Origin of the sequence: Streptomyces sp. NPDC049687, from assembly GCF_044465285.1 — a bacterium.
In the GTDB taxonomy this organism is placed as follows: domain Bacteria; phylum Actinomycetota; class Actinomycetes; order Streptomycetales; family Streptomycetaceae; genus Streptomyces.
The window spans coordinates 837,429-861,901 of sequence record NZ_JBITLN010000002.1 but is presented as its reverse complement, the minus strand read 5'-3'; the positions used below and the strand labels follow the sequence as shown (position 1 = coordinate 861,901).

Genomic DNA, 24,473 nt, shown 5'->3' with positions numbered 1-24,473 from the left:
CCCATGACATCCACCAACGGAACCGGCACCCACGGGGCCATCATCGCGGACACCGCCCCCGAGAACGGGGACGGGGCGATCGTCGAACTCCGCAACGCGGGCAAGTCCTACGGCAACATCCGCGCCCTGCACGGCGTGGACCTGAAGGTGCACCCGGGCAAGGTGACCTGCGTCCTCGGCGACAACGGCGCCGGCAAGTCGACGCTCATCAAGATCGTCTCCGGGCTGCACCAGCACACCGAGGGCGAGTTCCTCGTCGACGACAACCCGGTGCGCTTCTCCACCCCCCGCGAGGCCCTGGACCGCGGTATCGCCACCGTCTACCAGGACCTGGCCACCGTCCCGCTGATGCCGGTGTGGCGCAACTTCTTCCTCGGCTCCGAGATGACCAGGGGCCCCTGGCCCGTGCGCCGCCTCGACATCGACCGGATGAAGAAGACCGCCGACGAGGAACTGCGCAACATGGGCATCGTCCTCGACGACCTGGAACAGCCCATCGGCACCCTCTCCGGCGGCCAGCGCCAGTGCGTGGCCATCGCCCGCGCCGTCTACTTCGGCGCCCGCGTGCTGATCCTGGACGAGCCCACGGCCGCCCTCGGTGTCAAGCAGTCCGGTGTCGTGCTGAAGTACATCGCCGCCGCCCGCGACCGCGGCCTCGGCGTCATCTTCATCACCCACAACCCCCACCACGCCTACATGGTCGGCGACCACTTCAGCGTCCTGCGCCTGGGCACCCTCGAACTCTCCGCCTCCCGCGAGCAGGTCAGCCTCGAGGAACTCACCAACCACATGGCCGGCGGTGCCGAACTCGCCGCGCTCAAGCACGAACTGGCCCAGGTCCGGGGCGTCGACGTCGAGGAACTCCCCGAGGAGGCGGACCTCACCGCCCCCGTGGCGGCCGGCGAAGGGAAGTCCTGAGATGACCGCGCCGCTGGACCGCATCCGGGTCGGCTCCGCCCCGGACTCCTGGGGCGTCTGGTTCCCCGACGACCCCCGGCAGGTGCCGTGGGAACGGTTCCTGGACGAGGTCGCCGAGGCCGGCTACTCCTGGATCGAGCTGGGCCCGTACGGCTATCTGCCGACCGACCCGGCCCGTCTCACCGACGAGGTGGACCGGCGGAACCTGAAGGTCTCCGCGGGCACGGTCTTCACCGGTCTGCACCGCGGCCCGTCCGTCTGGGAGCCGACCTGGGAGCACGTGAGCCAGGTCGCCGCGCTCACCCAGGCGATGGGTGCCCGGCACCTGGTCGTCATCCCGTCCTTCTGGCGCGACGACAAGACCGCGGAGATCCTCGAGCCGCCGGAGCTGACGGCGGAACAGTGGGCCCACCTCACCAAGGGCATGGAACGCCTCGGGCACGAGGTGAAGGAGACGTACGGCCTCGACATCGTCGTCCATCCGCACGCCGACACCCACATCGACACCGAGCAGCACGTCGAGCGCTTCCTGGACTCCACCGACACCGAGCTGGTCAACCTCTGCCTGGACACCGGTCACTACGCCTACTGCGGCGGCGACAGCGTCAAGCTGATCGAGACCTACGGCGAACGCATCGGCTACCTGCACCTCAAGCAGGTCGACCCGGAGATCCTCGCCGACGTGGTGAAGAACGAGGTGCCCTTCGGTCCGGCGGTCCGGCGCGGGGTGATGTGCGAACCGCCGTCCGGCGTACCGGAACTGGAGCCGGTGCTGGTCGAGGCACAGAAGCTGGGCGTGGAACTGTTCGCGATCGTCGAGCAGGACATGTACCCGTGCGAGCCGGACAAGCCGCTGCCCATCGCGGTGCGGACCCGCAAGTTCCTGCGCTCCTGCGGGGCCTGACCGCGCTCCCCGACCGGACCCGTCGCGCCGTCGCCGAACAGGCGGCGGCGCGCCGGTGCGTACGGTGGCCACGGGCGTCCTGCCGGACGGGCACGGGATGACCAGCCCCGCCCCGCGGAAACAGCGGCTCGTCACTTCGCCGACCCCCGTCCCCGGCGCCGGACACCGGCCTCAACACCGCAAGAACCAGGGACCGGGCACCCCGTTCGGCGACGCCATCACCGAGATCGTCCCTCCCGGCCGTGCCTTCGGCCCGCCGGCGGAACCCGCGGCGAGGTCAGGACGTTGGAGAAGGTGCACGGTGTGTGGAGTCGTGGACGGGGAGGGTGAGATGCAGGAGCAGGAACAGGCAGGCAGCGCGGAGGCCCGGCGCCGGGCCAGGTTCGGGACACTGCCCGAGCGGGTGCGCCAGGAGGACACGGTGGAGGAGCGGCCGGCCACCCCGCGGGACCCGGCGCGTGACGCGTACGACCCGGACGACTGGCTGGTCCGCTACTGCCTGTGAGGGCGGCCCCCGCCGGGGACCGCCCTCACAGGACCGCGAGCCGCCTCAGGAGGCCCGCACCTCCGCGATGGTCACCGGCCGGTGCTCGTGCAGCGAGAGCGTGCAGGCCTCCGCGATCCAGCCCGCCTCCAGGGCGTCCTCGATCGTGCAGGGCGAGGGCCGGGTGCCGGCCACGACCTCGGTGAACGCGGTGAGTTCGGCCCGGTAGGCGGCCGTGAAGCGGTCCATGAAGAAGTCGTGCGGGGTGCCGGAGGGGAAGGTGACGCCTGGCTCCACCGAGCGCAGCGGCAGCTTGTCCTCCAGGCCCACGGCGATGGAGTCCTGGAAGCCGTGGATCTCCATACGGACGTCGTAACCACGCGCGTTGTGGCGTGAGTTGGAGATCACGGCGATGGTGCCGTCGTCGAGGGTGAGGAGCGCGCCGGTGGTGTCGGCGTCGCCCGCCTCCTTGATGTAGTCGGCGCCCCGGTTGCCGCCGACCGCGTACACCTCGGTCACCTCGCGGCCCGTCACCCAGCGGATGATGTCGAAGTCGTGGACCGAACAGTCGCGGAAGATACCCCCGGAGGCGGCGACGTACGCGGCCGGCGGCGGCGCCGGGTCCAGGGTGGTGGAGCGGACGGTGTGCAGCTTGCCCAGCTCACCGGAGTGCACGGCGGCCCGGGCGGCGACGAACCCGGCGTCGAAGCGGCGGTTGTAGCCGATCTGGATCGGCACGTCCCTGCCCCGGACGGCCTCGAGGACCTGCACGCCCTCGCGCATGGTCTTGGCGACGGGCTTCTCGCAGAAGACGGGCACGCCGGCCTCCACACCGGCCAGGATCAGCGCGGGATGGGCGTCGGTCGCGGCCGCGACGACGATGCCGTCCACCCCGGCCGCCAGCAGGGCCTCGGGCGAGTCCACGACCTCGGCCCCGAACCGCTCGGCGGCGGACTTGGCGGCTTCCGCGAACGGGTCCGTCACGACGAGCGACTCGACGGCGTCGAGTCCGGAGAGGGTCTCGGCGTGGAAGGCGCCGATGCGGCCGAGGCCGAGGATTCCGATGCGCATGGGTGCAGCTCCTTGAGAGTCTTACGGGGAGGGGGACGGTGAAAGAGGTCTAGTCGAGGCCGCCGAGGACGTTCTGGTCCCAGTCGATCACCGAACCGGTGACCACGCCGGACCGGTCGGACAGCAGGAACACCACGAACTCGGCGATCTCGTCCGGTTGGCCGAGCCTGCCCATCGGCAGCCGAGCCGCCGCCTGCTCCCGCCAGTCGTCGCCGGCGCCGTGGAACGCCCTCTGGGTCGCGTCCTCGCCCTCGGTCGCCGTCCAGCCGATGTTCAGGCCGTTGATCCGGATGCGGTCGAACCGGTGGGCGTGCGCCGCGTTGCGGGTGAGGCCGGCCAGGCCGGCCTTGGCGGCGACGTACGGCGCGAGGAAGGGCTGCCCGCCGTGCGCCGAGGACGTGATGATGTTGACGACCGTGCCGGGCGCCTCGCGGGCCCGCATGTCCGCGACCGCCGCCTGCATGGCGAAGAACGGCGCCCTCAGATTGATCGCGATGTGCTGGTCGAACAGCTCGGGCGTGGTGTCGAGGAGCGTGCCCCGGGAGGTCAGCCCTGCCGAGTTCACCAGGCAGTCGACCCTGCCGTACGCGGCCACCGTCCCGGTCACCGACGCCTTCGCCTGCTCGGCGTCCGCGAGGTCGACCGGTACGAACATCGCCGTGCCGCCCGCCGCCGACAGCTCCGCCACCAGCGCCTCGCCGGGCTCCGGCCGCCGCCCGGTGACGGCGACGAGCGCGCCCTCGCGGACCGCGGCCCGGGCGACGGCCGCGCCGACCCCCTGGCTGCCGCCGTTGACGAGGACGACCTTGTCGTCGAGAAGTCCCATGTCTCCGAGGCCCTTTCAGCTGGTGCGCCGCTCGGCGCCGGCCCGCAGCCCGTCCCGGAGCGCCTGCGGAGTCCACTCCTCGCGCAGGGCCCGCCGTACGAGGTCCGCCTGCGAGGGCGGGGCCAGACCGTCGACCGGCGGGTCGCTGTCGAGGTTGGTGGGGAAGGGGTAGCCCTCGGCGCTCGCCGCGATCACCCGCTCCAGCCACTCCTCGCCGACGCCTTCGGCCCGGCGCCCCAGCAGCACGGGGAAGACCGCGTTCGCGATCGCTTCCCGGTCCACCGTCTCCATCGCGCGTCCGAAGGCCGAGGACACCTGGAGCAGGTTGGCCGTCCGCCGCACGCCGGTGGTGCGGTTGGTGCCGGCGGCGTGGAGGACGGCCGGGTTGAAGAAGGCCGCGTCACCCTTCGCCAGCGGCAGCTGGACGTGGTGCGCCTCGAAGTACGCCTGGAACTCCGGCAGCCGCCAGGCCAGGTAGCCGGGCTCGTACGTCTGCGAGTACGGCAGGTACAGCGTGGGGCCGGACTCCACCGGCATGTCGCAGTGCGCGACCGCCCCCTGCAGGGTGAGCACGGGGGAGAGGCGGTGGACGTGCGCCGGGTAGGCGGCGGCTGCCGCGTTGGAGAGGAACCCGAGGTGGTAGTCGCGGTGCGGACGCTGCGCGGCGCCGCCCGGATTGACCACGTTGACCTGGGAGGTCACCTGGTAGCCGGGGCCGAGCCAGGCCCGGGAGACCAGGGCGAGGACGTCGTTCGCGTAGTAGTCGGCGAAGGCCTCCGGGTCGTGGAGGGCGGCCTTCTCCAGGGCGTTCCAGACGCGGTCGTTGGCGCCCGGCTTCGCGAAGTGGTCGCCGGCGGTCCCACCCGAGGCGTGCTGCTCGGCGATGAGCGCGTCGAAGACGGCGGTGAGCCGGTCGACGACCGCCGGGTCGGGGAAGGCGCCCCGGAAGACGACCACGCCGGGCCCGTCGGTGAGGGCCCGCACCAGCTCGGCGCGCACCGCACGCTCCGCCGGGGCGGCACGCAGCCGCTCGCTGTCGTAGACGAGGACGTTCCCGCGCACGGCGGTGGCGTGCGGGTAGTCGGCGGGGTCGGTCGTGCGCTCGACGAGCGAGCGGAACGCGCCGAGGTCGCAGTCCTGCTCGCTCAGCCAGGCGTGGCCCCGCACGGAGGTGAAGGACATCGTCGTCCCCTTCGGTGACAATGGCGGCTCAGCGCTGCCATTCTTGTCATGACAAACCCGTCGAACAACCAGCAGGAAGCCATCAAAAACCCCTCAAGCAGTTCCCTCCACAGGATTGTGAGGAGCCTTCCGTGGGTCACCCCTTCCCTCTCCGTGAGATCGCCCGCCAGGCGGGCCTGAGCGAGGCCACCGTCGACCGGGTCCTCAACGGCAGGGGAGGGGTGCGTGAGTCCACCGCGCAGGAGGTGCGCCGGGCCATCGCCGACCTGCACCGGCAGCGCACCCAGGTCAGGCTCGTCGGGCGTACCTTCATGGTCGACATCGTGATGCAGGCCCCGGAACGGTTCAGCACCGCCGTACGGGCCGCCCTCGAGGCCGAGCTGCCCTCCCTGCACCCGGCCGTGCTGCGTTCCCGCTTCCACTTCCGCGAGACCGGACCGGTGGGGGAGCAGGTCGCCACCCTCGACCGGATAGCCCGGCGCGGCTCGCAGGGCGTGATCCTCAAGGCACCCGACGTCCCCGAGGTCACGGCCGCCGTGGGCCGCCTGGTCGCCGCCGGCATCCCGGTCGTCACGCTCGTCACCGACCTGCCCGCCAGCGCCCGCCTCGCCTATGTCGGCATCGACAACCGCGCCGCCGGCGCCACGGCCGCGTACCTGATGGGCCAGTGGCTCGGCGACCGCCCCGGCAACGTCCTGACCAGCCTCTCCAGCGGCTTCTTCCGCAACGAGGAGGAGCGCGAGATGGGCTTTCGCGGCGTGATGCGCGCCCACCATCCCGAGCGCGCCCTGGTGGAGATCACCGAGGGACAGGGACTGGACGCCACCCAGTACGACCTGGTCCGGGCCGCCCTCGACCGCGACCCGGGGATCCGGGCGGTGTACTCGATCGGCGGCGGGAACTTCGCGACCCTGAAGGCCTTCGCCGACGCGCGCCGCGAGTGCGCCGTGTTCGTCGCGCACGACCTCGACCACGACAACACCCGGCTGCTGCGCGACCACCGCCTCTCCGCCGTCCTCCACCACGACCTGCGCCAGGACATGCGCGAGGCCTGCCACACCGTGATGCGGGCGCACGGCGCGCTGCCGTCGGCGGGGCCGACCCTGCCGTCGCCGATCCAGGTCGTGACGCCGTACAACATGCCTACCGTGTCGTCACACTGACCCAGGTGCCGCTCTCCGCCGACCGGGTCATCGCCTCCAGCACGGCGGCGCTGTGCACGGCGTCCGTGAGGGTCGCCCCGTACGGGGTGCCCTCGGCGATCGAGCGCAGGAACCGGTGGGCCTCCACGACCTTGAGGTCGTCGTAGCCCATGGCGTTGGCGGCGCCCGGCTGGAAGGCGCCGAACTCGCCGTCGCCCGGGCCGACGTAGACCGTGCTGACGGGCTGGTCCTGGTAGGCCGTGCCGCGGCTGACGGCCAGTTCGTTCATCCGGCGGAAGTCCCAGAAGACCGCGCCCTTGGTGCCGTGCACCTCGAAGCCGTAGTTGTTCTGCTCGCCGACCGAGACCCGGCAGGCCTCCAGGACACCGCGGGCGCCGGAGGCGAAGCGCAGCAGACAGTTGACGTAGTCCTCGTTCTCGACCGGGCCGAGCTCGCCGCCCGAGGCGCGGCTGTGGCCCGCCGTGGCCCCGGTCGGGCGGGCCCGCTCGGGGACGAAGACCGCCGTGTCGGCGGTCAGGGACGTGATGTCGCCGAGCAGGAACCGAGCCAGGTCGGCGCCGTGCGAGGCCAGATCGCCCAGCACCCCGCTGCCGCCCCGCTCCCGCTCGTACCGCCAGGTCAGGGCGCCGTCCGGGTGGGCCGCGTAGTCGCTGAAGAGACGGACGCGGACATGGGTGACCGCGCCCAGCTCACCGGAGGCGATCAGATCGCGGGCCGTCTCCACGGCGGGCGCGTTGCGGTAGTTGAAGCCCACCGCGCCCTGCACCCCGGCCTCGGCCACCGCGTCCGCCACCGCGGCGGCGTCCTGGCGGGTGAGGCCCACCGGCTTCTCGATCCAGATGTGCTTGCCGGCCTCGGCCATCGCGACGCCGATCTCGCGGTGCAGGAAGTTCGGCGCGGTGATGCTCACCGCCCGGACGCGCGGGTCGGCGGCGATCTCGCGCCAGTCCCGGGTGGTGGAGGCGAACCCGAACTGCGCGGCGGCCTCCTCCGCCCGGCCGGGCACCTCCTCGGCGACGGCCACCAGCTCCGGACGCAGCGCCAGTTGCGGGTAGTGGTGGCGGACACGGGCGTACGCCTGGGCGTGCACCCGGCCCATCCAGCCGAACCCGACGACGGCGACACCGAGCGAATCCACCGAACCCACCATGACAGCCCCTCTTTGGACCGGTCCATTATCTGTCCAGGCCACCCTGAGGGCCTTTTGTCGAGGGTGTCAAGCCCTTCACCACCCTTTGACAAGCGGTCAGCGGCGTGGAACGGTCCATGCCATGAGACCGCCGACCATCCGCGACGTCGCCGACCGGGCCGGGGTGTCCAAGTCGCTGGTCTCCCTCGTCCTGCGCGGCTCCGACCAGGTGCGCGCCGAGAAGCGGGAGGCCGTCCTGCGGGCCGTGCGCGAACTCGGCTACCGGCCCAACGCGGCCGCGCGCAGCCTCAGCGAGCAGCGCACCCGCACCGTCGGCGTCCTCCTGCACGATCTGCGCAACCCCTGGTTCGTCGACCTCCTGGACGGCCTCAACTCCCTGCTGCACGCGAGCGGCCTGCACATGCTGCTGGCCGACGCCCGCCTGAACCGCCGGGCCGGCCAGGACCCGGCCGGCCCCTTCCTCGACCTCGGCGCCGACGGCCTGGTGGTGGTCGGCACGCTGCCCGACCCGGCGGCGCTCGGCGCGGTCGCCGAGCGGATCCCGGTCGTCGTCGCGGGAGCCCGGGAGCCCGTCCCGTCCGGGGTCGACGTCGTGGCGGGCGACGACGAGCAGGGCGCGCGGCTGGTCACCGAGCACCTCCTCGGGCTCGGGCACCGCCGCATCGCCCACATCGCGGGATACGGGGCCGTCGGCGAGCTGCGCCGGCGCAGCTTCGAGGCGGCGATGCGGGCGCACGGCGCGGCCGAGGCCCTGGTCGAGCCGAGCGACATGACCGAGGAGGGCGGCCACCGCGCCGCCGTACGGCTGCTCGGCCGTCCGGACCGGCCCACGGCCGTCTTCGCGGTCAACGACATCGCCTGCGTCGGCACGCTGTCGGCGGCCGAGGAGCTGGGTCTGCGGGTCCCCCGGGACCTGTCCGTCGTCGGCTACGACAACACGAGCACGTCCCGGCTGCGGCACCTGTGGCTGACGACCGTCGACAACGCCGGCCACGAGGTCGGGCGCCGGGCCGCGCGCTGCCTGCTGGACCGGTTCGAGGGACGCGGGGGAGCGGGGCGGGTGCGGCTGGCCGCGCCGATGCTGGAGATCCGGGGGACGACGGCGGCCCCGCCCAGGGGCTGAAGGCACCCAGGTGGTCCCTTGGGGTGCGATACGGGCCGATACGGCGGACAAAATTGTTGACAATCTTGTTTGGCTAGATTTAGGTTCGACAGGCACTCACTCAGGGAGGGCAACGATGCCGAAAGAAGCCCGTCCGAGCACCGGGGAGCAGGCCAAGCAGCATGCGCTCGCGCAGCTGCGGCAGGCGATCCTGCACGGCGAGATGGCACCGGCCCAGCGGCTGGTGGAGAACGAGCTCGCCGAGCAGTTCGGTGTGACACGGGCCAGCATCCGCGCGGCGCTGATCGATCTGGAGTCCCAGGGGCTCGTGGAGCGGATCCGCAACCGCGGTTCGCGGGTGCGGGTGGTGACCGTGGACGAAGCCGTCGCCATCACCGAGTGCCGCATGGTCCTCGAGGGGCTGTGCGCGGCGAAGGCGGCCGTCGCGGCCAGCGACGAGCAGCTGGTCGAACTGACCGAGCTCGGTACGGCGATGACCAAGGCGGTCGCCGACGGCGAACCGGTCACGTACTCCGAGCTCAACCAGGAGCTGCACGCCAAGGTCCGGGAATTCTCCGGGCAGCGGACGGCCCTGGATCTGCTGGAGCGGCTCAACGCCCAACTGGTGCGCCACCGCTTCCAGTTGGCACTGAGGCCGGGGCGTCCGCAGCAATCCCTGAACGAGCACCTGACCATGATCGAAGCGATCCGGGCCAGGGATCCACAGGCGGCCGAGACGGCCGTCCGTGCCCACCTCACCAGTGTGATCGAGGCACTGCGCGACTGATCACGGCGGTGCGGGGCGGGCGCCCACCTGTTACCGAGGAGACTTGAGCATGACCGAGGCCAACGCGCCCGCCCCCCCACCCCGTTCGACTCTCGTCGTCACCGCGCACGCGGGGGACTTCGTGTGGCGGGCGGGCGGCGCCATCGCCCTGGCCGCCTCCCGCGGCGAGAAGGTCACCATCGCCTGCCTGACCTTCGGCGAGCGCGGCGAGTCCGCCAAGGCGTGGCGCGAGGGCAGGAAGCTGGAGGAGATCAAGGCGATCCGCCGGGACGAGGCCGAGCGCGCCGCCGCCACCCTGGGCGCCGAGGTCCGCTTCTTCGACGCCGGCGACTACCCGCTCGTCCCCTCCGCCGGGCTGACCGACGAACTCGTCGCGGTCTACCGCGCGACCCAGCCCGACGTCGTCCTCACCCACCCCACCGAGGACCCGTACAACGGCGACCACCCGGCCGCCAACCGTATGGCCATGGAGGCCCGCGTCCTCGCGCAGGCCATCGGTTACCCGGGCGAGGGCGAGATCATCGGTGCCCCGCCGGTCTTCTACTTCGAGCCGCACCAGCCCGAGATGAGCGGCTTCAGGCCCGAGGTCCTCCTCGACATCACCGAGGTCTGGGAGACCAAGCGCAAGGCGATGGAGTGCCTGGGCGCCCAGCGGCACCTGTGGGACTACTACACCGACCTCGCCGTCCGCCGGGGCGTCCAGCTCAGGCGCAACGCCGGCCCCAACCTGGGCCTGGCGCACAAGACCATGGCCGAGGCGTACATGCGGCCCTATCCGCAGATCGCGAAGGAGCTGGCGTGAGCGTGATCGTCACCAACCCGCCGAAGGCGGAGCAGAAGGACGTCGACGCGCTGGCCGGCTTCGGCGTGGCCACCGTGAGCGAGGCCATGGGCCGAACCGGGCTGCTGGGTCCGGGAATCCGGCCCATCCAGCAGGGTGTACGGATGGCCGGCACCGCCGTCACCGTGCTCAGCTGGCCCGGTGACAACCTCATGATCCATGCGGCCGTCGAGCAGTGCGGCGAGGGGGACGTCCTGGTCGTCACCACCACCTCCCCGTCCAGCGACGGCATGTTCGGCGAGCTGTTCGCCACCGCGTTGCAGCGGCGCGGCGTCCGGGGCCTGATCATCAACGCCGGTGTCCGCGACACGCAGGAGCTGCGCGAGATGGACTTCCCGGCCTGGTCGCGGGCGGTCTCGGCGCAGGGCACGGTGAAGGCCACCGGCGGTTCGGTGAACGTGCCGGTCGCGATCGACGGCCAGGTCATCCGCCCCGGCGACGTGATCCTCGCCGACGACGACGGAGTCGTGGTCGTCCCGCGCGAGCGCGCCCGCGCCGCCGCGGAGGCGTCCGAGGCCCGCGAGGCCAAGGAGGCCCGCTCCCGCGCCGCCTTCCTCGACGGCGAACTCGGCCTGGACCGCTACGGGTTGAGGGAGACGCTGAAGAAGCTCGGCGTGCGGTACACGACGTACGAGGAGTACACGGGGGAGTCGCGGTGACCTCCGGATCCGAGGGGGTGCCCTGCCTGCTGATGCGGGGCGGCACCTCCAAGGGCGCCTACTTCCTCGCCGACCACCTTCCCGCCCGACCGGCCCTGCGCGACGCGCTGTTGCTGCGCGTGATGGGCAGCCCCGACGAGCGGCAGATCGACGGACTGGGCGGCGCGCATCCGCTCACCAGCAAGGTCGCGGTGGTGTCCCGGTCCGCCGATCCGCAGGCCGACGTCGATTACCTCTTCCTCCAAGTGGCGGTCGACCGGCCCGAGGTGAGCGACCGTCAGAACTGCGGGAACATCCTCGCCGGTATCGGCCCGTTCGCCGTGGAGCGCGGGCTCGTGCCGGCCGGGGGGGAGGAGACCTCCGTCCGCATCCGCATGGTCAACAGCGGGGACTACGCGAGGGCCACCTTCCCGACCCCCGGCGGCCGGGTGCGCTACACCGGGGACGCCGAGATCTCGGGCGTACCGGGGGCGGCGGCTCCCGTGGTGATCGAGTTCCCGCCGGGCGACCGCCCGCTGCTGCCCACCGGGAACGTCCGGGACGAGATCGACGGCGTGCCGGTGACCTGCGTGGACAACGGGATGCCGACGGTGCTGATCGCCGCCTCCGCCCTCAAGGTCGGCGGCTACGAGTCGCCCCGGGACCTGGAGGAGGACGTGGTGCTCGCCGAACGGCTGCGCACGATCCGTCTGGCGGCGGGCCGGCTGATGGGCCTCGGTGACGTCTCGGACACCACCGTCCCGAAGCTCACGCTCCTCGCCCGGCCCCGGAACGGCGGCGCGGTCACCACCCGCACCTTCATCCCGGTGCGCTGCCACACCTCCATCGGTGTGCTCGGCGCGGCCGGCGTCGCCGCCGGCCTGCGGATCGAAGGCGGCGTGGGGGCGGAGATCGCCGAACTCAGGCCCGGCAGCGACCGAATGCGCATCGAACATCCCACCGGCTTCCTGGACATCGAGAGCAGCCTCGGCACCACCCCCGAGGGCCTGCCCCGCGCCCGTCGCACCGCCGTGGTCCGCACGGCCCGCAAGATCTTCGACGGCATGGTCTTCCCCCGGGCCGCCGAGCCGGCGCCGGTCCCCCCGCAACCCCTTGGAGGTCAACGATGACTCCGCCGCTCGGCGACATCGCACACATCGGCCACGCCCAGCTCTTCACCCCCGACCTGGACGCCAGTGTCGCCTTCTTCACCGACTACCTGGGCCTCACGGTCGACGGCGAGGACGGCGACACCGTCTACCTGCGGACCTATGACGACTACGAGCACCACAGCCTCGTCCTCACCGCCCGCGAACAGCCCGGCCTCGGCCGGCTCGCCCTGCGCACCTCCAGCGAGGAGGCGCTGCACCGTCGCGTCCAAGCCGTCGAGGCGGCGGGCGGCACCGGCGTGTGGGCCGAGGACGAGCCCGGTCTCGGCAAGCTGTACGTCACCACCGACCCGGACGGCCATGAGCACGCCCTGTACTGGGAGAGCGAGCACTACCGGGCCCCCGAGGAGCTCAGGCCCGCGCTGAAGAACCAGCCGCAGGCCAAGCCCAACCGGGGGGTGGGCGTACGGCGCCTGGACCACGTCAACTTCCTCGCCGCCGACGTGCTCGCCAACGCCGAATTCCAGGAGCGGGTGCTGGGCGCCCGGCCCACGGAGCAGATCCGGCTGGACGGCGGGACCATCGCGGCGCGCTGGCTGACGTACACGAACAAGTCGTACGACGTCGTCTACACCTCGGACTGGACCGGCAGTACGGGCCGGCTGCACCACATCGCCTTCGCGACCGACACCCGCGAGGACATCCTGCGCGCCGCCGACCTCGCGATCGACACGGGTGTGTTCATCGAGACGGGCCCGCACAAGCACGCCATCCAGCAGACGTTCTTCCTGTATGTCTACGAGCCGGGCGGCAACCGTGTCGAGCTGTGCAACCCGCTCACGCGGCTGGTGCTGGCGCCGGACTGGCCGCTGATCACCTGGACCGAGGAGGAGCGGAAGAAGGGGCAGGCCTGGGGCCTGAAGACCATCGAGTCGTTCCACACGCACGGGACCCCGCCGGTCGCCTGACAGCGCCGGTGCCCCGACGCGGGCTCGATTGTCGATGAGATTGTTGACAAAAACGTTGACGAATCTGCACCCGGGTCCTTAGCGTCGGGGCACCCCATTGCACGAGAGGAAAACAAAGATGTCCTCCTCCCCCTCCCCCTCCGCCCGCGTCGGCAGACTGGCCCTTCTGGTCGTCGGTCTGTGCTGGCTGGCCGTGCTCTTCGACGGCCTCGACATGTTCATCTACGGCTCCGTGCTGCCGCACCTGCTGGAGACGAAGACCTTCGGTCTCACCGCGGACACGGCCGGCGACCTCGGCAGCTACGCCACCTTCGGCATGCTGGTCGGCGCCCTCACTGCGGGCACGGTCGCCGACCGCGTCGGGCGCAAGAAGCTGATGGTGTCCTGCGTGGTCGTCTTCTCGCTGGCGTCGGGGGTGTGCGCCATGGCCGACAGCGTGGCCGTCTTCGGCCTCGGCCGGACCCTCGCGGGAGTCGGCCTCGGCGGACTGCTGCCCACCGCGATCAGCATGGTCTCCGACTACGCCCCGCGCGGCCGCGCCGCGATCGTCATCGGTCTGCTGATGACCGCCCACCACGCGGGCGGCATCCTCTCCGCCTACGTCGCCAAGTGGCTGATCGACCCGGTCGGCTGGCGGGCGGCCTTCTGGGTCTGCGTGGTGCCGCTGCTCTTCGCCCCGGTGCTCGCGAAGTTCCTGCCCGAATCGCTGAGCTTCCTCGTCGCCAAGGGCCGCACCGAGGAGGCCGGCGCGCTCGCCGCCCGCTACGACGTCGAACTGCCCGCCGTGAAGTCCGGCCGGAAGACGGCCGTCGACCGCTGGGACGCCCTGGTCGGCCTCTTCCGGGGCGGCGAATGGGTCCAGACCCTGCTGTACTGGCTGGCCTCCTTCGGCGGTCTGCTCCTCGTCTACGGTGTCGCCACCTGGCTGCCGACCCTCATGCGGACCGAGGGGTACGCGCTCGCCAACGCCCTGACCTTCGTCGTCGTCTTCAACCTCGGCGGCATCGTGGGCATGCTCGTCGCCGGTCGCGCCGCCGACCGGTTCGGCGCACCGCGCATCTCCGCGATCTGGTTCGCGCTGACCGCCGCCGGGGTGTATCTGCTCAGCGTGCACATGTCGACGGGCGTCACGATGATCATCGTCTTCCTCACGGGTGTCTTCCTCAACAGCGCCCAGACGATGATCTACGCGACCGTCTCCATCCGCTCCCACCCCGACAACCGCGCCACCGCCGTCGGCTGGACCTCCGGCATGGGCCGCTTCGGTGCCGTCTTCGGCCCGTGGCTCGGCGGCCAGCTGCTCGCCGCGGGCAACGGCGACTGGGGCTTCACCGCCTTCGCCCTCGCCGGTGTCTCGTCCATGGTCTTCATCGGGGTCGCCGCGCTGCGCAGCCCCCGGCAGGCGCCGCGGGCCGCCGACCAGGCGCTGGTGGGCGCGCACTGACGGCGTGAACGCGCACCGGCGTCCGGCGTCGGACTCGGGGTGCGGGGAGCGGCGTGCGGGGTCACGCTCGTTGTATGTATGAGCGTTGGGAGATCCGGCGGGCGGGGCCGCAGGACGCCCCGCACCGGGTGCTGATGATTCCCGGCGGACTGTGCACGACCGAGTTCTACGTGGACGTCATGGCCGAGCCGGCGGTGGCCGGCGTGGGGATGGTCGCGGTGACCATGCCGGGGTTCGGCCGTACGGAGGCGCCCGAGGACGTGTCCATGGAGCACTACGCCCGGCTGATGGCGGACTTCGCCGCCGAGTCCGGCTGCGATGTGGTCGTGGGGCACAGCCTGGGCGCCAACGTGGCGCTCGAGATGGCGGCACTGGGCCTGTTCGGGGGCCCGCTGGTACTGCTCTCGCCGACCTTCTCACGCGGCGACGAGAGCAAGGCCCTGGACGTGCTGAACGTCGTGGGCCGGCTGCCGGGGCTCGGCATCGTGGTCTGGGCCGGCATGCTCGGGCTGCTGCCCCGGTCGATGAAACGCGAACTGCCGCCGCGGCGCGCGGAGACGCTGGCGGCGGCCATGGCGAACAACGATCCGACGGCCTGCCGCCGGATCGTCCGGGACTACTACGCCTACCTCGACCGGTATCCGCTGCTGGTCCCGAGGCTGTGCGAGGCCGGTGTCCCGGCCTGGGTGGTGCGCGGCGACCACGACGAGATCGGCCTGACGGACGACGAGCGGCGCGGCCTGGAGGCCTGTCCGCACGTCCGGATGGTCACGGTCCCCGACGCCGGCCACGCCGTCCTGGTCGAACAGCCCGCGGCCGTGGCCGAGGTCGTGGCGGAGGCGGTCACGGCCTGCGTGCGCTGAGCGGACGTACGGCGCCCCCTGGTCGTGGGAGCCCGTCCGCAAGCCGTCGAACAGGGGAACGGCGGCTTCCGGCAGGACCGCGGCGCCCGTGCCTGTCAGGGGGCGTCGGACGCGGTGGCCCGTCGCAGGTGACGGGCCATCAGGGCGTAGGCCAGCCGGGCCTTTTCGTCGTCCTTGGAGTCGTAGCCGTGATCGGCGCCGCCGACCTCGTGGTGTTCCACGAGGGCGCCGGCCGCGCGCAGCCGCTCGGCGTAGCGCGTCGCCTCGGCGCGCAGCAGGTCGTACTCGGCCGTGATCACCAGCGCCGGGGCGATGCCCTCGAGGTCGGCGGTGTCCGACGGGTGCGCGGGGGAGACGAGCCGGTCGGAACGCTCGCGCGGATCCGGTACGTACGACGTGTCGAAGACGTCCGCCATCCAGGGCCGCAGCACCGGCCTGGCGACGGCGGCCTTCTTGTCCTTGGCGCCGGTCGCGAGGTCCAGCGGCGGATAGTGCAGGATCTGGAGCGCGATCGACGGTCCGCCCCGCTCCAGGGCCTGGCGGGCCACGGCCGCGGTGAGCCCGCCGCCCGCGCTCTGCCCGCCCACGGTGAGCCGCTCGCCGTCCCAGCCGTGCTCCGCGCCGTGCTCGGCCACCCAGCGCACGACGTCGTACGCCTGGGTCGTCGGCGCCGGGAACGGATACTGCGGCGCCACGACGTACTTCACGTTCACCACGGCCACCCCCGCCTCGGAGGCCAGGAACCGGCACAGGGCGTCGTCCAGCTCGGGCATCGACATGACGTACCCGCCGCCGTGGAAGTTCACGTGGACGGGCGGGCCGGTCGCCGTCCCGCCCGGCGGCAGGTACACCGTGACCGGGGCCGGGGCGACGGACGTGGGGATCGTCAGGTCCCTCGTGTCGCGCGGGTACTCGGGGAAGCGGGTCTGCAGGGCGGCCGTGGAGCCGGGCCCGCCCGACCGGCGGCTCGCCAGCCGGGTGAGGCCCTGCATCGTCTTCGCGGCGCGGGTCGCCAGCGCGGGTCTGGCCAGTAGGGACATGCGGATTCCGTTCGCCGGGCCGTACCTGCGGCAGAGCCTTAATCATCAGGATTCCTGTTAATGGAATGGGCCTGAAGCTAGCACGGCCTCCCCCGCGTGCGCACCCTGCGGTCCCCGGTCAGTCGCGCCGGGCCACGACCCGGTACGCGTTGGACACCCCCAGCCGGTGCGACAGCGGCCGGATCACGAACCGGTCGAGCAGGGTGCCCGCGATCAGCGCGGGAACGCCGGTGATCAGCAGGGCGGCCCGCAGTACGCGGCGCAGCGCGTTCGGCGGCTCGGGCAGCCACGGCGCGTCGTCGCGGGGCGCCGCGTGGTCCAGCGCCAGCCATACGGCGGCCAGCAGGTCCACCGGGTCGTGCGGCCCGGCGTGCTGCTCCCCGACCACCGTGAAGCCCAGGTCGGCCAGGCGCTCGCGCAGGTTGGCCACGGGAACGAAGTGCAGGTGCTGCGGCTGGAGCCAGGGCAGCCACCAGCGGCCCAGCAGCCGGGCGTACCGGCTCTCGGGATCGGGGACCTCGACGATCAGGTGCCCGCCCGGGCGTACCGCCTCCCGCGCGGCCCGCAGCTCGCGGTCGGGGTCGGTGCTGTGCTCCAGGTAGTGGAACATGCTCACCACGTCGTAACGGGCGGCCAGCTCGGGCGCGAGGTCGGGGAAGCTGCCCCGGTGGCCGTGCTCCACCCGGCCCTCCCGTTCGGCGAGTTCGACGCCGTCGGTGAAGTCCAGGCCGTCGAAGGCCGTGCCCGGCAGCACCTCCCGCGCGGCGGCGCAGAAGTGACCGTGCCCGGTGCCGACGTCCAGCCACCTCTTCGGGGCGCAGTCGTGCGGCAGCATCGACTCGGCCCGCTCCCGGTACGTCTTCGTCCGCCCGCCGAAGGTGTCGCCGAGCTTCTTCTCGCCGAGACCGTCGTAGAAGTCCCGGTAGTAGAACTCCAGCCCCTGCGCACTCAGCCGGGGATTCTGGAAGGTGTGCCCGCAGCTCCCGCACCGGTCCAGGACGAACCGGCCCGGCTTGTGCTGGAGCAGGTCGGTGGTGCGCAGCCGGGTGGTGAGGTCCTCGCCGCCGCACCAGGGACAGGTGGTGCGCCGGGGTTCGAAGAAGCGTTCCAGACCGGCGGCGAGGTCGGCCCGGTAGGCGGGGCGCAGTGCGGCGATCCGCTCACCCTGCGTGGTCTCGTCGTTCATCCGGACTCCCTTGCCAGCTCGTCGAGATGGTCCGCGGCGGCCGATGCGCCCCCCGCCGCCCGGAACGCCGTACGGATCCGGCCGGCCGCCCGGCGGTACCCGGGCTCGTGCAGCACGGCGTCCAGCGCCGCGCCCAGCTTCTGCGCCGTGACCCGGCCGAACCGCACCCGCACCCCGGCCCCCGCTGCCACGACCTGACCGGCCACCACCGGCTGGTCGTCCCGGATGGGCGCGACGACGAGGGGGATCCCGTGCCACAGCGCCTCGCACACGGTGTTGTGCCCGGCATGGCACACGACAGCGTCGACGCCCCTTTCCAGCAGGGCGAGTTGGGGCACCGACGGCACGACGAGGACCTCCTTGTCGTCGGCGTCCGGCTCCAGCGTGCCGCCCGGATCGACGATCACCGCCCGCACGCGGTCGGACCGCTCGCGCAGCGCCGCCCGGCACACGTCGAGGAAGCGGCCGCCGACGTCGGTGTTGGCGGTGCCGAGGGTGACCAGCACGGTGGCCCGGCCGGAGTCGAGCCACTCCCAGGGGAAACCGGACGGTGCCGGGCGGGCCGTGATCGAGGGGCCGACCCAGCGGACGCCGTCCGCAGGCCCCGCCAACTCCGGTGTGCTGAAGGCGAGGACGAGACGAGGAGAGAACCGGGGGTCGCCGGTGGCCCGCGGATCCCCGATGGCGGTGCGCAGCGCTGCCAGCCGCTCGTCCAGCCATTCCCGGACCTTGGGCAGCCCGGCCAGCGGGTCGGTGAACTCCGCCGAGGTGGTCGCCGACGTCGCCCAGGGCAGGTCGAGCCGTTCGGCGGTGAACGCTCCCGCGAACGCCTGCTGGTCGGCGACGACGACATCGGGCCGGAACTCCTCGACGGCCGCCCGCACCCCCGGCGCCATCGCCTCGGCCAGCGGCAGCAGGTACCACTCCCACAGGAACCTCAGCGCCTCCGGGCCCCGCAGATCGGCGGGCCGCTCGCCCGCAAGGGCGCCGCCGCACCCGAACACGGGGGCCTCCGGCCCCGCGAGCCGTCCGACCAGCTCGGGTTCGGCGCACACCCATGCCACCCGGTGCCCCCGCGCGGTCAGTTCGGCGGCGACACCCACGGTCGGGTTGATGTGTCCGACCAGCGGCGGTACGACGAACAGGAACCGGCTCACCGGGCCGCCACCCGGAGCGTCTCCTCCACGAGGGAGAGGACGTGACCGCCCACCGTCCCCGACGCCTCCACGAGCACCGAGTGCTCGTGCCCCGGGATCACCACCGTCCGGCAGTCCGGCAGCACCGCCCGGAGCCACGGCACCAGCTCGGCCAGGTCGGAGTCACCGCCGTACAGGCCGAGCACCGGGCAGCGCACCGCCGCGATCTGCTCCTCGGTGAGCACCCGGCTGGCGGGGATGTCCCGGGCGAGCGTGGTCTCCCGGACGAGGCGTGCCGCGCCCTTGGCCAGCCGGGCGGTGTGCCGGCCGCGGTGGGTGGAGACCCAGGCGATGGCTTCGGGCTCGTTGTGCGCCAGCTGGGCCGTCACCCAGTGCAGGATGCCGTCCAGCTTCACCGCCCAGGCGTCGGTGGCCGGTTCGGACTCGATGAGGGAGACGCCGGCCGCGCGCTCCGGGTGGCGGGCCGCGTAGCCGAACGCGATGGTCCCGCCGTAGGAGTTGCCGACCAGGTGCACCGGTCCGGTCACCCCCAGCCGGTCCAGGAGCGCCTCCAGGTCGTCGATGTTGTGATCCAGGGTGTAGCCGTCGGGGGGACGTTCGCTGCGGCCGTGACCGCGCAGGTCGTACATGACGACGTCGAGACCGGCCGCCGCGAACGCGGGGGCGACGGTGAAGTAGTAGCTGGCCAGGCTGTCGGTGAGCAGACCGTGCACCAGCACCACGGTGGCGGTGGCCGGGCGGCCGTGGCGGGGACCCATCCGCTGGACGTGCAACCGGACTCTGCCGGTGTCGACCATCGCCATGGCTCAGCTCGCCCCCGACGCCTTCAGGCTGGTCACCACGTACTCGACGAGCCGCCCCACGGTGAGCTCGATGATCTCGTCGAACTCCATCCCGGCCAGGAACTCGGCGAAGTTGACCCGTTCGCCGTACCGCTCCTGGAGCATCCCGGCCAGCGTCACCAGGTCGATGCTCTCCAGCTCCAGATCGCGGTTGAAGGTGGTCTGCATGCCGATCTCGACGTCGTCGAGGCCGTACTCGTCCTCCAGGAGCCGCGCGAGCATGCCGGTGAGATCGGCGAGGACGCTCTCCTGGTCGGCGGTGACGGGGGTCATCGGTCGTACTCCTTCGCTTGGGTGGGGCCCTCGGTCCAGGCCACGACGTACTCCCGGGCCGGCAGCGTGGGCGGGTTGACGGCCGGCTCGCAGTGCACGGTGTAGGCGCGCTCCAGCCGGCCCGCGACGGTCAGCCGGTCGCCGGACGGGGTCGCGTCGAGCACGGTGAAGTCCCTCGGCCGCCCGCCGAACCCGGTGCCCTCCGCCTTGGCGACGGCCTCCTTCGCCGTCCAGAAACGGGTGAACCAGAGGGCCTCGGAGTCCCCGGTGGTGGCCAAGAGGTCCGCGAGCAGGCGGAGTTCGCCCGCGCCGAGGGCGGTGGTGAGGGTCTCGGGCGTCCGGTCGGTGACCTCTTCGACGTCGATGCCGGGGCCCGGGCCGGTGGTGTGCGGACGGACGATCGCGACGCCCGCCTCCGCGCAGTGGGCCAGCGACACGTCCAGCGGGGGCAGGGTCCGCCCGTGCACTCCGCTGACATACGGGCGCCCCGACTCGTCGTTGCGCACGCGGAGTTCGGCGGGGAAGACGGGGCCCTCGCCGTGGTCCCACAGCCACTGCCGTACGGCGTCCTTGACCGCGATCCGGCCCAGCAGCCACTGCCTGCGTCCCCGCGGGGCGTGCTCGGCGTACTCCGAACGCTCCGAGCCCCCCAGGGAGTTGCGCATGATCAGCTCGCGGGAGGCGAGGTCCGGCCACCGTTCGTGCAGCAGTGTCCAGCCGCCCGGCCGGGCCTCGGACAGCGTGTTGCGCTCCGGGAAGCGTTCGACGGGACGGGTCTTCGGGTCGTTGTCGAAGCGGCGGTCCTGCCAGCCGTACAGCTCCGCCCAGACCGTACCGTCCACCGTCAGCTGGACGTCGGCCTCCAGGACGGTGTCCGTGAGCGAGGTGATCCGGACGAGACACGCGACCTCGGTGCCGGGCGCCGGGTGCGGTCCGTGGAACCGCATCTCCCGCATCCCGACCGGGAACACCACGGTCCGCTCGGTGCGGGTCGCCATGATCCAGTAGCCGAGGATCTGACCGACGTTGTCCAGCAGCGCGCCCGGCGCGGACGGGGTCGTGATGATCCCCCGGACGTGCCGGTCCCCGATCGCGGTCAGCTCGGCGACGCCCTGGAACGCAGGGCCGTGGAACATCCAGCGCTCGTCGTAGAGCTGAGCGGCGGTGTGGTCCGGGGTGCGCTCGGCGGCGGGGGACACGGGCCACAGGACCGGGGGCGGCGCGGGGTGGCGGGCGGCCAGTTCGACCGTGGCGCGGGCCCGGGGGCCGAAGGACACGGCCACCCGGTCCGGGCCCTCGGGGGTCACGGTCACCGGTACGTCGACGGCCGGGGTGGCGGTGAGCCACTCCTCGAAGCGCGCCCCGTGCACGGCGACCGGCACGGTTCCGGGGGCACTCTCGCCCGCCGCGTCCATGATGTGCTGCACGATCGTCGTCGCCGGGACCACCGGCCAGCGGTCGCCCACCTCGGGCCAGCCGGGGCGCTGCGGGAAGAAGCAGTGGTCCAGGAGGTACGGCATGGTGTCGGGGGAGACGCGGACCGTGGTGCGGCGGGGGGCGAGCGGGGCGGGGGCGGAGGCCGGAGGGCCCATCAGGGCTGCGGCCGTGTCCGCCGTCTCCCGCAGCAGAGCGCTCAACTCCGCCGCCATCGGCGAACGTTCGACGAGGGCGTCCAGCGGTGAGGGGCCCGTGGCGGGGCGCGGGCGGAGTCCGTCGCGCAGTGCGGCGAGCCTCTCCGGCGCGAGGGACACGAGCGCGCCGCCCAGGTCCAGTCGCACCGGCGGCCGTCGGGCTGCCGTCCGTCGCGGCGGGGTCAGGGCGGGGGCCACGGTCGCCCCCGCCGTCCACAGCGCCGTGGCCACCCGGCGGAGCTGGGCCAGGCCGGTGCGGTGCGGGGAATTGGCGGCCACGACCAGGTGATCGTGCGCGCCGAGGGTGTCGCCGACGAGGGAGCCGAGCCGGCCCGGCCCCATCTGGACGAAGACGCGGTGACCGGATTCGTACAGGGCCTGCGCCAACTGCCTGAAACGGACCGGCTCCAGCAGGTGCCGGACGAACAACTCCCGTATCTCCGCCTCGCCTTCGGGGAAGGGGGCGGCGGTCGTCCCCGACCAGACGGGGGTGTGCGGCGCGTGCAGCCGGAACCGCTCGGCGGCCTCCTTGATCGGGCCCAGGTGGGGTTCCAGCATCGGGGTGTGGAAGCCGGACCGGAACGGCAGCACCTGGCTGAGCACACCCTGGGAGCGGAAGGACCGGACGAACTCCTCCACCGCCGCCTCCGGGCCGCACACCATGGACTGGCCGGGCGCGTTGTCGTGGGAGAGGACGAGTCCGGAGCCGGGCGCCCGGCTCAGCGCGGCCAGCACCCGGTCGGCGGACGCGCCGATCGCGCCGAAGGCGAGCCCGGGGACCGTCACCGAGTCCGGGTCGAAGCCGGCCATGAAGGCGTCGACCTCGTCCCCGGCGTACAGCCCGCCCGCCGCCATCGCCGTCCACTCGCCCACACTGTGCCCGGCGACCGCGTCCGGCACGATCCCGGTGCGGCGCAGCGCGGTGTCGAGAAGGCGGCCGACGGCGACGACACCGAAGCCGTGCCGGCCGACGTCCTCGGTCCGCCGCTGCGGGAGCGGGGGAGCGGGCAGGCCGAAGTGGGCGGCGACGTCGTCGACCCGGGGGGTGAAGTCGCCCTCCAGGCCGGGAAAGAGGAACGTCGGCCCGCGGTGGCCCGCGCCCAGCAGAGGGCCGGGCCGGAACCAGACGTCGCTGCGGCCGTGCCAGGGGCGCCGCTTGCCGACCGCGCGGCGCGCCAGCGCGAGCCGCTTGGCGGTCGGGTCGACGATCCCGAGCCGGGCGGGGCCGGCGTCCGGGTGCGGGTGGGCGGGGTCGAGCCCGGTGGCCCGTACGGCGTCGTCGTCGGCGTCGAGCAGGGCGGCGAGGCGGTCCGGGGACTCGGCGGCGAGCAGCAGGACCCGCTCGGGCTCGGTCACCCGGGTGACGGGGCCGGCGGTGGGACGGGACTCGGGGGTGACCGCGGTGGCTTCCGCCCGCGTCCCCGGCGTGACCGCAGTGGCTCCGAGGTGCGCCCCGGGCGGGACCGCACGGGCCGCGCCCCGCGCCCCCGGTGCCTCTTCCAGGACGACATGCGCGTTGATCCCGCCGAACCCGAACGCGTTGACGGCAGCCCGGCGCACCGGCTGCTCCCGCGTCGTCTCCCACTCCGCCGCCTTCTCCAGCGTGCGGAACCGGGTGCGGGCCAGCGCGGGATGCGGATCGTCGCAGTGCAGGGTCGGCAGCAGCGTGCCGTGGTGCACGGCCAGCGCCGCCTTGACCAGGCCGGCGACACCGGCGGCCGGCATGGTGTGCCCGATCATCGACTTGACCGAGCCCAGGACGGCGTCCGGCGCCCCGGCCGCCGGCCCGAACACCTCGGTGAGCGTGGCCAGTTCGGCGCCGTCACCGGCCGGGGTCGCGGTGCCGTGCGCCTCCAGCAGGCCGAGCGAGCCGGGCGCGGCGGGGTCGAGCCCGGCGGCCCGCCACGCCTGCCGTACGGCCTGTGCCTGACCGCCGGGATCGGGGTTGACCAGCCCGGCGGCCCGGCCGTCGCTCGCCACCCCGGTGCCCCGGATCACGGCGTAGATCCGGTCGCCGTCCCGCTCGGCGTCGGCGAGCCGCTTGAGGACGACGACACCGGTGCCCTCGCCGATCAGGATGCCGTCGGCGTCGCGGTGGAAGGGCCGGATGCGCTGGCTGGGGGAGAGGGCGCGGAGCTGCGAGAAGACGCTCCACAGCGTGATGTCGTGGCAGTGGTGGACGCCTCCCGCGAGCATCAGGTCGCAGCGCCCGGAGGACAGTTCGCCGACCGCCTGGTCGACGGCGACCAGGGAGGACGCGCACGCCGCGTCCACGGTGTACGCCGGGCCGCGCAGGTCGAGCCGGTTGGCGACCCGGGAGGCGGCGAGGTTGGGCACCAGACCGATGGCCGCCTCGGGGCTGTCCGGACCGAGCCGCTCGGTGAACGCCTCCCGGACACGGGCGAGTTGCCCGTCGGTCAGATCGGGCAGCAGCTCGCCGAGCGTGCGGACGAGCTGGCCGGCCGTGCGCACCCGCTGGTCGAGGCGGACCAGGCCGGGGGTGAGGTAGCCGCCCCGGCCGAGGACGACGCCGACGCGCCCCCGGTCGGGGAGACGGTCCGCGCCGCCCGCGTCGGCGAGGGCGGCGGAGGCCACGTGCAGGGCGATCAGCTGGTCGGGTTCGGTGCCGGCCACCGAGTTCGGCATGATGCCGAACCGGGTGACCTCCACCTCCGCCAGCCCGTCCACGAACCCGCCCCGGCGGGCGTAGACCCGGTCGGCGACGGCGGTCTCGGAGGCGGTGCCGGGCCGGTAGTAGTCGGCGTCCCAGCGTCCGTCCGGCACCTCGTCGATCGCGTCCACGCCGTCCCGCAGGTTCCGCCAGTACGCGTCCAGATCGGCGGCACCGGGCAGCAGCACCGACATCCCGACGATGGCCACCGGTACCTGACATG

General features: G+C 73.0%; 22 protein-coding genes. 12 read left to right on the top strand and 10 right to left on the bottom strand.

The genetic code is table 11. The features are described from left to right. Nucleotides 1–3: 3 nt before the first annotated feature. The 3 genes from ACIBVL_RS08950 (at nucleotide 4) to ACIBVL_RS08940 (ending at nucleotide 2,327) form a co-directional block, all read left to right on the top strand. Nucleotides 4–918 (top strand): ATP-binding cassette domain-containing protein, encoded by a 915-nt coding sequence (locus ACIBVL_RS08950; RefSeq protein WP_399094180.1) that lies wholly within the window; start codon nucleotides 4–6, stop codon nucleotides 916–918. Between the two features lies 1 nt (nucleotide 919). Further along, on the top strand, nucleotides 920–1,822 hold the full coding sequence (locus ACIBVL_RS08945) for a sugar phosphate isomerase/epimerase family protein (RefSeq protein ID WP_399094177.1): 903 nt from the start codon (nucleotides 920–922) through the stop codon (nucleotides 1,820–1,822). Nucleotides 1,823–2,153: 331 nt separating this feature from the next. Further along, a complete protein-coding gene (locus tag ACIBVL_RS08940) occupies nucleotides 2,154–2,327 on the top strand; it encodes a hypothetical protein (RefSeq protein WP_399094174.1) in 174 nt (57 codons plus the stop codon). Between the two features lie 45 nt (nucleotides 2,328–2,372). On the opposite strand, the gene ACIBVL_RS08935 is transcribed toward ACIBVL_RS08940, so the two are convergent. From ACIBVL_RS08935 to ACIBVL_RS08925, 3 genes are read right to left on the bottom strand one after another with little or no spacing between them, the layout of a single operon-like run. Next, nucleotides 2,373–3,377 (bottom strand): Gfo/Idh/MocA family oxidoreductase, encoded by a 1,005-nt coding sequence (locus tag ACIBVL_RS08935; protein WP_399094171.1) that lies wholly within the window; start codon nucleotides 3,375–3,377, stop codon nucleotides 2,373–2,375. A gap of 49 nt (nucleotides 3,378–3,426) precedes the next feature. Then, a complete protein-coding gene (locus tag ACIBVL_RS08930) occupies nucleotides 3,427–4,203 on the bottom strand; it encodes an SDR family oxidoreductase (protein ID WP_399094168.1) in 777 nt (258 codons plus the stop codon). A 15-nt stretch (nucleotides 4,204–4,218) separates the two neighbouring features. Continuing rightward, nucleotides 4,219–5,385 (bottom strand): phytanoyl-CoA dioxygenase family protein, encoded by a 1,167-nt coding sequence (locus tag ACIBVL_RS08925; RefSeq protein ID WP_399094165.1) that lies wholly within the window; start codon nucleotides 5,383–5,385, stop codon nucleotides 4,219–4,221. Nucleotides 5,386–5,516: 131 nt separating this feature from the next. On the opposite strand from ACIBVL_RS08925, the gene ACIBVL_RS08920 reads away from it, so the two are divergent. Next, entirely contained in the window at nucleotides 5,517–6,548 is a 1,032-nt protein-coding gene (locus ACIBVL_RS08920; protein ID WP_399094162.1) for a LacI family DNA-binding transcriptional regulator, read from the top strand. On the opposite strand, the gene ACIBVL_RS08915 is transcribed toward ACIBVL_RS08920, so the two are convergent. Beyond that, on the bottom strand, nucleotides 6,529–7,698 hold the full coding sequence (locus ACIBVL_RS08915) for a Gfo/Idh/MocA family protein (RefSeq protein ID WP_399094159.1): 1,170 nt from the start codon (nucleotides 7,696–7,698) through the stop codon (nucleotides 6,529–6,531). The genes ACIBVL_RS08920 and ACIBVL_RS08915 overlap by 20 nt on opposite strands. Nucleotides 7,699–7,819: 121 nt before the next feature. On the opposite strand from ACIBVL_RS08915, the gene ACIBVL_RS08910 reads away from it, so the two are divergent. From ACIBVL_RS08910 to ACIBVL_RS08875, 8 genes are all read left to right on the top strand, one after another. Beyond that, nucleotides 7,820–8,821 carry a LacI family DNA-binding transcriptional regulator gene (locus ACIBVL_RS08910; protein ID WP_399094156.1) on the top strand — a complete coding sequence of 334 codons (1,002 nt, stop codon included), beginning with the start codon at nucleotides 7,820–7,822 and terminating at the stop codon, nucleotides 8,819–8,821. A gap of 115 nt (nucleotides 8,822–8,936) precedes the next feature. Next, nucleotides 8,937–9,587, top strand: coding sequence for a GntR family transcriptional regulator (locus ACIBVL_RS08905; RefSeq protein WP_399094153.1), 651 nt, complete (start codon nucleotides 8,937–8,939; stop codon nucleotides 9,585–9,587). A gap of 49 nt (nucleotides 9,588–9,636) precedes the next feature. Continuing rightward, entirely contained in the window at nucleotides 9,637–10,389 is a 753-nt protein-coding gene (locus tag ACIBVL_RS08900; protein WP_399094150.1) for a PIG-L deacetylase family protein, read from the top strand. 2 nt (nucleotides 10,390–10,391) lie between these two features. Beyond that, complete coding sequence (locus ACIBVL_RS08895; protein ID WP_399094860.1) at nucleotides 10,392–11,087, top strand: 4-carboxy-4-hydroxy-2-oxoadipate aldolase/oxaloacetate decarboxylase; 696 nt, start codon at nucleotides 10,392–10,394, stop codon at nucleotides 11,085–11,087. Beyond that, entirely contained in the window at nucleotides 11,084–12,196 is a 1,113-nt protein-coding gene (locus ACIBVL_RS08890; protein ID WP_399094147.1) for a 4-oxalomesaconate tautomerase, read from the top strand. The genes ACIBVL_RS08895 and ACIBVL_RS08890 overlap by 4 nt, the downstream gene beginning before the upstream one ends. Beyond that, the gene (locus ACIBVL_RS08885) at nucleotides 12,193–13,143 is read left to right on the top strand and encodes a catechol 2,3-dioxygenase (protein WP_399094144.1); all 951 of its coding nucleotides are present in this window, start codon (nucleotides 12,193–12,195) and stop codon (nucleotides 13,141–13,143) included. Before ACIBVL_RS08890 ends, ACIBVL_RS08885 begins: the two co-directional genes overlap by 4 nt. Before the next feature lie 118 nt (nucleotides 13,144–13,261). Beyond that, on the top strand, nucleotides 13,262–14,587 hold the full coding sequence (locus tag ACIBVL_RS08880) for an MFS transporter (RefSeq protein WP_399094141.1): 1,326 nt from the start codon (nucleotides 13,262–13,264) through the stop codon (nucleotides 14,585–14,587). Nucleotides 14,588–14,661: 74 nt separating this feature from the next. After that, a complete protein-coding gene (locus tag ACIBVL_RS08875) occupies nucleotides 14,662–15,450 on the top strand; it encodes an alpha/beta fold hydrolase (RefSeq protein WP_399094138.1) in 789 nt (262 codons plus the stop codon). A 95-nt stretch (nucleotides 15,451–15,545) separates the two neighbouring features. Here the strand turns inward: ACIBVL_RS08875 and ACIBVL_RS08870 are convergent, their stop codons facing one another. The 6 genes from ACIBVL_RS08870 to ACIBVL_RS08845 form a co-directional block, all read right to left on the bottom strand. Then, nucleotides 15,546–16,490 carry an alpha/beta hydrolase gene (locus ACIBVL_RS08870; RefSeq protein ID WP_399094135.1) on the bottom strand — a complete coding sequence of 315 codons (945 nt, stop codon included), beginning with the start codon at nucleotides 16,488–16,490 and terminating at the stop codon, nucleotides 15,546–15,548. 118 nt (nucleotides 16,491–16,608) lie between these two features. Further along, nucleotides 16,609–17,676 (bottom strand): class I SAM-dependent methyltransferase, encoded by a 1,068-nt coding sequence (locus tag ACIBVL_RS08865; protein ID WP_399094132.1) that lies wholly within the window; start codon nucleotides 17,674–17,676, stop codon nucleotides 16,609–16,611. Next, complete coding sequence (locus ACIBVL_RS08860) at nucleotides 17,673–18,833, bottom strand: glycosyltransferase (RefSeq protein WP_399094129.1); 1,161 nt, start codon at nucleotides 18,831–18,833, stop codon at nucleotides 17,673–17,675. Before ACIBVL_RS08860 ends, ACIBVL_RS08865 begins: the two co-directional genes overlap by 4 nt. Beyond that, nucleotides 18,830–19,636 carry an alpha/beta fold hydrolase gene (locus tag ACIBVL_RS08855; protein ID WP_399094126.1) on the bottom strand — a complete coding sequence of 269 codons (807 nt, stop codon included), beginning with the start codon at nucleotides 19,634–19,636 and terminating at the stop codon, nucleotides 18,830–18,832. The genes ACIBVL_RS08860 and ACIBVL_RS08855 overlap by 4 nt, the downstream gene beginning before the upstream one ends. Nucleotides 19,637–19,639: 3 nt before the next feature. Then, nucleotides 19,640–19,948, bottom strand: coding sequence for an acyl carrier protein (locus ACIBVL_RS08850; RefSeq protein ID WP_399094123.1), 309 nt, complete (start codon nucleotides 19,946–19,948; stop codon nucleotides 19,640–19,642). Then, nucleotides 19,945–24,459: a beta-ketoacyl synthase N-terminal-like domain-containing protein gene (locus tag ACIBVL_RS08845; RefSeq protein WP_399094120.1), complete on the bottom strand. Its 4,515-nt coding sequence runs from the start codon at nucleotides 24,457–24,459 to the stop codon at nucleotides 19,945–19,947. The genes ACIBVL_RS08850 and ACIBVL_RS08845 overlap by 4 nt, the downstream gene beginning before the upstream one ends. Nucleotides 24,460–24,473 lie beyond the last annotated feature (14 nt).